Annotated in this window: 8 protein-coding genes and 1 pseudogene; 2 read left to right on the forward strand and 7 right to left on the reverse strand. The window is 64.5% G+C overall.

Annotated features, from left to right (window positions below):
- Positions 1-170 precede the first annotated feature (170 nt).
- Entirely contained in the window at positions 171-923 is a 753-nt protein-coding gene (locus WBF82_RS17965) for a class I SAM-dependent methyltransferase (RefSeq protein WP_424384316.1), read from the forward strand.
- A gap of 83 nt (positions 924-1,006) precedes the next feature.
- Here WBF82_RS17965 and msrB read toward each other — a convergent pair whose 3' ends face one another.
- The 4 genes from msrB to WBF82_RS17985 form a co-directional block, all read right to left on the reverse strand.
- Positions 1,007-1,414, reverse strand: coding sequence for a peptide-methionine (R)-S-oxide reductase MsrB (gene msrB, locus WBF82_RS17970; protein WP_424384317.1), 408 nt, complete (start codon positions 1,412-1,414; stop codon positions 1,007-1,009).
- Positions 1,415-1,466: 52 nt separating this feature from the next.
- Entirely contained in the window at positions 1,467-2,789 is a 1,323-nt protein-coding gene (aftC, locus tag WBF82_RS17975; RefSeq protein ID WP_424384318.1) for an arabinofuranan 3-O-arabinosyltransferase, read from the reverse strand.
- Between the two features lie 18 nt (positions 2,790-2,807).
- A complete protein-coding gene (locus tag WBF82_RS17980; protein WP_424384322.1) occupies positions 2,808-4,376 on the reverse strand; it encodes an alpha/beta fold hydrolase in 1,569 nt (522 codons plus the stop codon).
- Between the two features lie 69 nt (positions 4,377-4,445).
- On the reverse strand, positions 4,446-5,219 hold the full coding sequence (locus WBF82_RS17985) for a pyrimidine reductase family protein (RefSeq protein WP_424384319.1): 774 nt from the start codon (positions 5,217-5,219) through the stop codon (positions 4,446-4,448).
- 36 nt (positions 5,220-5,255) lie between these two features.
- Between WBF82_RS17985 and zapE the strand changes: the two are divergent.
- Positions 5,256-6,284: pseudogene (zapE, locus tag WBF82_RS17990) on the forward strand (cell division protein ZapE).
- On the opposite strand, the gene WBF82_RS17995 reads toward zapE, so the two are convergent.
- From WBF82_RS17995 to WBF82_RS18005, 3 genes are all read right to left on the reverse strand, one after another.
- Complete coding sequence (locus tag WBF82_RS17995) at positions 6,281-6,793, reverse strand: GNAT family N-acetyltransferase (protein WP_424384320.1); 513 nt, start codon at positions 6,791-6,793, stop codon at positions 6,281-6,283. The pseudogene zapE and the gene WBF82_RS17995 sit on opposite strands and share 4 nt — an antisense overlap.
- Entirely contained in the window at positions 6,781-7,287 is a 507-nt protein-coding gene (locus tag WBF82_RS18000) for a hypothetical protein (RefSeq protein ID WP_424384323.1), read from the reverse strand. Before WBF82_RS18000 ends, WBF82_RS17995 begins: the two co-directional genes overlap by 13 nt.
- 35 nt (positions 7,288-7,322) lie before the next feature.
- The coding region (locus WBF82_RS18005) for a Clp protease N-terminal domain-containing protein (protein ID WP_424384321.1) at positions 7,323-7,996 on the reverse strand (674 nt) is incomplete at its 5' end.

The following is a 7,996-nucleotide window of genomic DNA, read 5'->3' on the forward strand; positions in this document are numbered from 1 at the left end:
CGGATGGACTGAGGAACAGGCGGCGTCGTTCGCCGCTTGCTGCCGGACTGCAGGGCTCGAAGATGTTGACATCGAGACGGTGAACCGCGGGCGACGTGCCGTTCAGGTAGTGCGCGCGGTTCGCCCGTGAGCGTTGCATCGCGATAGTTTTACGTTATATCGTTAAGGGCATGACAACGCAATTCGACCCGACCGATCCCAGCCGCTTCGAGCAGATGTACCGCGACGACCGGGTGGCGCACGGGCTACCGGCAGCCACACCGTGGGACATCGGCGGCCCGCAGCCGGTGGTTCAGCAACTGGTCGCGTTGGGTGCAGTGAAGGGCGAGGTTCTCGACCCGGGCACCGGCCCGGGCCACCATGCCATCTACTACGCGTCAAAGGGCTACGCGGCCACCGGCATTGACGCCTCGCCGACCGGACTGGAGCGGGCCAAAGAGAACGCACGCAAAGCCGGGGTGTCGGTCAACTTCCAACTAGCAGACGCGACCAAGCTCGAAGGCTTGGAGAACCACTTTGACACCGTCGTCGACTGCGCCTTCTATCACACTTTTTCGACCGAACCGGAGTTGCAGCGCTCGTATGCAGAGGCCTTGCACCGCGCTACCAAACCCGGGGCGCGGCTGTACATGTTCGAATTCGGCACCCACGACGTCAACGGCTTCAAGATGATGCGGTCGTTGTCCGAGAACGACTTTCGAGACGTGTTTCCCGACGCCGGCTGGCAGATTAGCTACCTGGGGCCGACCACTTATCAGGTCAACATCAGCGCCGAGTCCATCGAGATGATGGCAGCGCGAAACCCCGACATGGGTGACCAGATGGAGGAATTGATGAAACGATTCCGGGCGATGGAGCCGTGGTTGACCAACGGCCGGGTGCACGCGCCGTTCTGGGAGATGCACGCCACCCGCGTGGACTGACCTTCTGCGCCGCGATTTAAACGGTTGCAATCACCCCTTGAAACCGCCCGGCGTGTTGTCGCACTCATTTAAGTGTCGCGGAATTAGGAGCCTGCAGGCACCAAACGCAGGCAGATCGAGTTGATGCAGTAGCGCTGATCGGTCGGGGTCGGATAGCCCTCACCCTCAAAGACGTGGCCCAGATGGCTGTGGCAGTTGGCGCACAGCACTTCGGTGCGCGTCGCTCCCATCGAGTGATCGGGCCGCAGGATCACCGCGTCGGAATTGGCCGGGTCGAAGAATGATGGCCAGCCGCAATGGGATTCGAACTTCTCCGAACTGCGAAACAGCTCGGCGCCGCACGCCCGGCATTCGTAGACGCCTTCTGCCTTGGTGTCGGTGTATTCACCGGTGAACGGGCGCTCGGTGCCGGCCCGTCGCAGCACCGCAAACTCGTCGGGAGTCAGCTTTTGGCGCCATTCGTCATCGGTCAGTTGCACATTTGGAGTCATGCGCCACTCCTCCTCATCGCTTCGCTCTGCATCGTCGTTGCGCGCGGAGAGCTCATGGGTCCACGGTAGCGCGCGGCCGTTCGACCGTCAGCCATCGAGGATCGATGCCCTCGCCCAAGCGGTTCTCGGCCTTGGCATCCAGGTAGCGGAAGTAGAGCACAGTGAACACCACGATCAGCAGCAGCGACCAGCCGTAGGTGATCTTCAGGTATTCCAGCGGCCGCCCGATGTACATCCAGTTGAACAGCAGCCAGCGGTCCATCGTCAGGAACCCGTAGATGCTCAACCACGCCGGCCAGTTGCGAATCACCGAGTTGGGCAATACGACGGTCATCAGGAACGGAAACAACATCATCGAGTAGTAGCCCTGGGCCAGTGACAGCACGAGCCAGGACCACAGCAACAGCACGCCCGATGATGTGGTGAACCAGAACAGCGGGTCGCGGGTGCGGTAGTAGCGGTACAGCAGCCATAAGCTGCCAATGGCAAGCAGTGTGAACAGGATTCGCAGCAACAAGATCAGCCAGAACGGCAACCCGAAATACACGCCGTTGCCTTCGATCGAGCTGTTGAAGTAGTCACGAACGCCGAGCATGTAGGGCAGGGTGCGGGTCACGAAGTCCTCGGGATGGACAATCAGCGGCAGCGCGGCCAGATTGAACGCCACCGGCACCACGATGGCGGCAACCACCGCGCGCCACTGACGGTTCAGCAGTGGCAGCAGCAGCAGCGGGCCCAGCACCGGTTTGACGACGAGTGCCAGCCCGATCGCGATGCCTGCCCACCATTGATGTTCGGGCCCACCGGTTTTGGACCCGTTAAGCAGCCACCGTAAAAACAGCACCTCAAGCAGCAGGATGCAACCGTTGATGTTGGTGAAAACCAGTGTGTTGGTGACGGATTCGGTGCAGAACATTGCCAGAAGCAGCGCCGGGGCTGCGACGGAGGTCAGCTTGAAGTTGAACATCCGCAACAGCACGTACCCCGCGAGCACGATGGCGACGCTGTTGAACGCGATGAACAAGTAGCGCGACTCCGCGAATGGCAGGTAGCCAAAAGGCGCCATGATCAGCGTGCCGCCTGGGGGATAGAGGTAATGCGGGTCGACGTAGTCGAAGTGCTCGTTGTAGATGTCCCAGCCGTGCCGGAAGTTCAGCACCGCACGGTAGACCGGCTTGAAATCGTCGGTGATGTTGCCGTTGGTTGTCACCACGATGGTGCGGTGAATTACTGCCAGGATGGCCACCGGCCACAGCACCGAACGCAACACGGTCGCAGTGCTCGGCGCGGCGGTGCGGGGACCGAATGTGGCCTGCGCCCAATCGCGCAGACCGCCGCGAGGGGAATCAACTGCCGTCACGAGCGCACCGTACACGGGCGATCGCCGCAGCGGTCAGGCGGGACAGTAGGTGTCGGTCGGCGGCAATTGACCGCTGTCCAGGTAGCCGACCAGCGGCGGCACCGCGCACGAGGAATAGATGCTGGCGCCGTGCCCGATCCCTTGCCACATCACCCGCTTGCTGGCGGCGGTGGCGTTGATGACGGTGGCGGCGGTGGCTGAGACGCCTTCCATCCCGACGATCGGGTCGTCTTGCACACCCATGAGAAGCACGTTGACTTTGAGAACCTTCGGCGGTGGCGGCGGATTGGTGCTGGGCCAGGAGACGCATTTGACCAAATTGAGCGCACCGACGGTGCCGAATTGGGGGTAGAGCTTGCCCCAGGCGACTACCAGCTCGCGAATCCGATCGGGCGTGGGCCGGTTGAGCGCGTCACTGCATGAATTGACGAACTGCCCGTCGGTGCCCGAGATGCCTTCCGCTCGGTTGGCCAGGCTGGTCAGCAGATTGGTGTCACCCGAGCGTGCGGTTGCGAGGGCATTGGCCAAGTCGTTGGTGGTACTGACCCGGTCACCGCTGGGGTAGCCCAGCGAGGTGCTGATCGCGTTGGCAAGGGTCGCTACCGACATACCCCCGGGGCCGTGGCCGGTGCGGGCGTCGGCCAGTAGCGAGCTCACCGCTGCTTTGGGATCGGGGCCGAGCGGGCAATTCACCGCGGCGCATTGCGCGGCGAATGCATCCAGCGCCGATTGCTGCCCTTTGACCCGTTGCTCGGCCGCCGCTTCGGCGCCCACGCCCAATGCGATCGGGGAATCGAGGACCAACCTGGACACCTTGTCGGGATGCGAGCTGGCGTAAGACAGCGCCACCTGGGCGCCGCTGCCGATGCCGATCAGCGCCAGCGCGGGCACGTCCCAGGTACTGCGCAGTCGCTCGATGTCGCTGGCGGCGTGGGTGTTGTCGTAGGCGGAGTCGCCGGGCGCGATGGTGTCGGTGCAGCTGGTGGTGGCGTTCTGGACGATGTCCGCGAGGTTGGCGACGGGATCGTTGCCGGCCTGGAACTGCGACTGGTCGCGGATCTCCTGACGGTCGAACTGATCGAGGCAGTCGACCGGGCTCGACGTGCCCATGCCACGGCGGTCGACGGCGACGATGGGGTGCTTTTGCAGCACGTCGGCGCCGGCCCGCGCCAGCCACGCCGGCAGCTGCAGCGACGACGGCATATCCGCGCCGGTGGTGAAGACCAGCGGGCCGGCATCGTGCGGGGTCTTCACTGAGCGGGCGCGCACCACACCGATGCTCAGGGTGCCGGCCGAGCCGTTGACCGGGTCGAGGTCGGCGTCATAGCTTGCGCACTCCAACTTGACGCCAGGTGCCGGGGGGACCGCGGCGTCGCTGAATTCCTTCGACGTGCAGTCACGCCACGACAAGTCGTTCTTGGGCACGGCGATCGGGGGCGGGCCATTGGGTGGTTTGGCTGTGGTGGCCTTTCCGTGCGGTCGGCCACCTGAATCGGTGGCGAAACGCGGGTTGGCGGCCAAGCCAGGCGCGCAGCCGGCCAGCAACCCTGTCACCACGATCAATGACGTAGCGATTGCGGCGCGCCGGCTCATGCCGACCACAGTAGCCATTGCCCGACTCCTCCTCCGGCCGAACCGGCCCGCATCGTCGGCTGGCGAGCCTCCCGCGATCTACTCGGCTTTGACGTAGCGGGTGTACAGGTAGCCGTCGTCGTCGGTGAGAATGTGCGCGCAGCGCATCGCGGTGTGCACCTGGCCCGGGCCAGCGGCGATGCGGCCGGCCAAACCGCCGACCAGGCTCGGTGCGATCGTCAGGCAGAGTTCGTCGAGCATGTCGCGCTCGACGAAAGAGCTGAACAGCATCGGACCGCCTTCGGTCAAAACCCGGTACAGGCCGCGATGGGCCAGCGCGGCCAGCACGGCAGCCTCGTCGACGCGGTCCGGGTCGTCGTCCGAGCCCTCGATTACCTCAGCCACGCCGGCCAGCCCGCGGCAGACCTCGTCAAACACCGCCGCGCAGGTGCACACCAGCGGCGGCACTTCCGTGCGGGTGAAGACCGCCATATCCCGGTCCAGGCGGCCGGATTTGGTGACGATCGCGAGCTGGGGAACTTCGCTTTGCCCGCGGGCCTGGCGGCGATGCCGCTGGGCGATGCTCGAGCGGGCGCCGGAGTAATCCTCGACCCGTACCGTGCCGGCGCCGACCAGGATCACGTCAGCCAGTTCGCGCAGCAGGCTGAACAACGCCCGGTCGCCCGGCCCACCCAGCTGACCGGTGGTGCCGCCGACGGTGGCGCCGCCGTCGATGCTGGCGATGAAGTTCGCCCGAAGCCAAATCCTGTTCAGCTCCGGCGGGTAGCTGTAGAGGTCGGGCAGCTCGCCGCCGTCGAGGTCGCGGACCGAGCCGAGCACTCTCAGCTGCGTCCCGCCGGCGTGGTCAGCCATGCGCATGATTGCAGCACACGTCGGTAGGGTGCCTGCATGCCCGGGTCCGTCGCCCATCTGGTCGATCGGCAGCCGACCGTGTCACCCGAACGCCTGATCGCCCAGTTGACGCCGCCGCCGACCTTCGCCGACGTGAGCTTTGCGAGCTATCACCCCGACCCGGCCGAGCCGACGCAGTCCACCGGCGTCGCGGCTTGCCAACAGTTCTGCCGGCAGGCGCTCGAGCGTCGCGCCGGCCGCAAGAAGCTGTTCGGTCGGCGAGAAGTGTTGCCGGGTGTCGGCCTGTACCTCGACGGTGGTTTCGGAGTCGGCAAGACGCATCTGCTGGCCGCTGCCTACCATCAGATGCCCGGTGATGCCCTACATCCGAAGGCTTTTGCCACGTTCATGGAGCTTACCCAGCTGGCCGGGGTATTCGGCTTCGCCGAATGCATTGACCTGCTTGGGCATTACACGTTGTTGTGTATCGACGAGTTCGAGTTGGATGATCCCGGAAATACCACGCTGATATCGCGGCTGCTTTCCCAACTCGTCGAGCGTGGCGTGTCGGTGGCCGCGACGTCCAACACACTGCCCGAGCAGCTGGGGGAGGGCCGTTTTGCGGCGCAGGATTTCCTACGTGAAATCAACACGCTGGCAGCCATTTTCGACGTCGTCCGGATCGATGGACCCGACTACCGGCACCGCGAGTAGCCGCCAGCGCCCCAGCCACCCACCGACGAGCAAGTCGCCGCGCACGCCGCCACCGTCTCGGGCGCGACGCTGGACGACTTCGATGCGCTGTGCACCCATCTGGCCACCATGCACCCGTCGCGTTATCTGGCGCTGATTGAAGGTGTGACAGCGGTGTTCCTGACCGGTGTGCACGCCATCGACGACCAGAACGTGGCACTGCGACTGGTGGCGCTAACCGACCGGCTGTACGACGCCGGCATCCCGGTGCTGGCCTCGGGGGAGAAGCTGGATCGCATCTTCAGCCAGGAAATGCTGGCCGGTGGCTTCCGGAAGAAATATCTGCGGGCCACGTCGCGTCTGCTGGCGTTAACTGCAGCCGTCAACGCTTAGAGCTGCCGCAACATTACATAGTCGTCTTCGGTATCAGTGCCCAGTTGAAATGTTCTGACGCCGTTGATGGTAAAGCCGCACTTTTCGTAAAACCGTTGGGCGCGTGAGTTTTTCTGATTGACGCCCAGCCATATGCTGCCGGCGCCCCATTCGATGGTAGCGGTGAGGGCGGCGTCCATCAGTGCCGTGGATATACCCGAGCCGTGATGCTCTGGCAGCACGTAGATCTTCGAAAGTTCTACGGCTGCCTCCGGATCGTCGCCGACACCGCGGATTAGCATGGCGTAACCGACAATCCGATCGTCTTGGGTGGCAGTGAGGATCAGCCGTTGCGGATCGGCCAGATACTCGCTAAAGCGCGCGCCGGACAGGTTGGCGTCGACGAACGCCGCGATATTTGCAGGCGTGACAGACGGGGGACAGGCGAGCGGGAAAGTGCGGGCGGCAACCTCGGCCAACTCGGCGATGTCGACGGAATCTGCCTTGGCAATGCGGGCTAAAGATTCCACTGCGCTAGGTGATAGCCCGTCTTCTTGTCCAGCAGTACGACATTGGAAACTGGGTCGCGGTAGGCCTCCCAATACACCCCGCCGCGAACGATCGAGCCGGACGGTGCATTCGCCAGCGCGGCATCCAGTGCGTCGGGTGCATCGGACGGGCGCGACTTGTAGGCGTCGCCGAACGGGGTCACCCCGTCGAAGGTGAAATCGGTGAGCATCTGGTACGCGGTCGGCACCCGGACGGCATGGATCGCCACGTCCGCGCGCACGACCGCGCTGTTCGGGAAGCTCTTGACCGGAATGCCGACGCGGTTGTACCCGAATCCCGGCGGCGGGTCTACCGGCTGAACGCTGCTGACCGTGACGTCGGCGATCATCTTCCCGGTGTCGACCCGCAACGTGTCACCGAGATGACCGATCGGCGCGTCACCAGCCGATGCGCGCGGTAGCCCGAAGACGGTGGCGGCGAACACGGTGACCAACACAACTAGGCAGCGGCGCATCACCCTCGCATGATGGCACACCGCGGACTCTGCGGTCAGTCCTTCTGCCCGGCCACGAGAGATTCCAGCACAGCGATCAGATCGGTTTGGACGCGGTCCTTGTCGATGCCCGCCCGGTGCAGCGGCCCGCTGCCGTCTTCCAGTTCGAGCAGCGCGAGCAGCAGATGTTCGGTGCCGATGTAGTTGTGGCCCAGGCGAAGTGCCTCCCGGAAAGTCAGCTCGAGGGCTTTGCGGGCCGGGCCGCTGAACGGGATCAGCTGGGGCGGATCGGCGATGGCCGACGGTACGGTGATCGCTGCCCGAACAGATTCGGGGTCCACCTGCTGTGCGATCAGCAGTTTGGTGGCCACCGCGTCGCCGTCGCTCAGCAAGCCGAGCAGTAGGTGCTCGGGGGTGATTTCGGCGTTGTGCGCCTCGTGCGCGGCGTTTTGAGCGGCGACGACGACGTTGCGCGCCCGGGGGGTGAAGCGTTCGAATCCTTGGTTGGGGTCCAGTGACGTGGCCTCGGCCCGCAGCACGAATCGCTTTTGCGCGGCTTGCTTGGTGACACCCATGCTCTTGCCGATGTCCGTCCAGGACGCTCCTGATCGGCGTGCTTGGTCGACGAAGTGTCCGATCAGGTGGTCGGCAACCTCGCCGAGATGTTCGGCCGCTAAGACGGCATCGCTGAGTTGGTCGAGCACGTCGGTATGCACGTGCTTGATGGCGC

Source organism: Mycobacterium sp. (genome assembly GCF_049673265.1).
Classification (GTDB): Bacteria; Actinomycetota; Actinomycetes; order Mycobacteriales; family Mycobacteriaceae; genus Mycobacterium.

Excerpts from the sequence above, each read along its gene's own strand:
- WBF82_RS17965 (WP_424384316.1), top strand. The coding sequence starts at position 171 with ATGACAACGCAATTCGACCCGACCGATCCCAGCCGCTTCGAGCAGATG.
- msrB (WP_424384317.1), bottom strand. The coding sequence starts at position 1,414 with ATGACTCCAAATGTGCAACTGACCGATGACGAATGGCGCCAAAAGCTG.
- WBF82_RS17985 (WP_424384319.1), bottom strand. The coding sequence starts at position 5,219 with ATGGCTGACCACGCCGGCGGGACGCAGCTGAGAGTGCTCGGCTCGGTC.
- WBF82_RS18000 (WP_424384323.1), bottom strand. The coding sequence starts at position 7,287 with ATGCGCCGCTGCCTAGTTGTGTTGGTCACCGTGTTCGCCGCCACCGTC.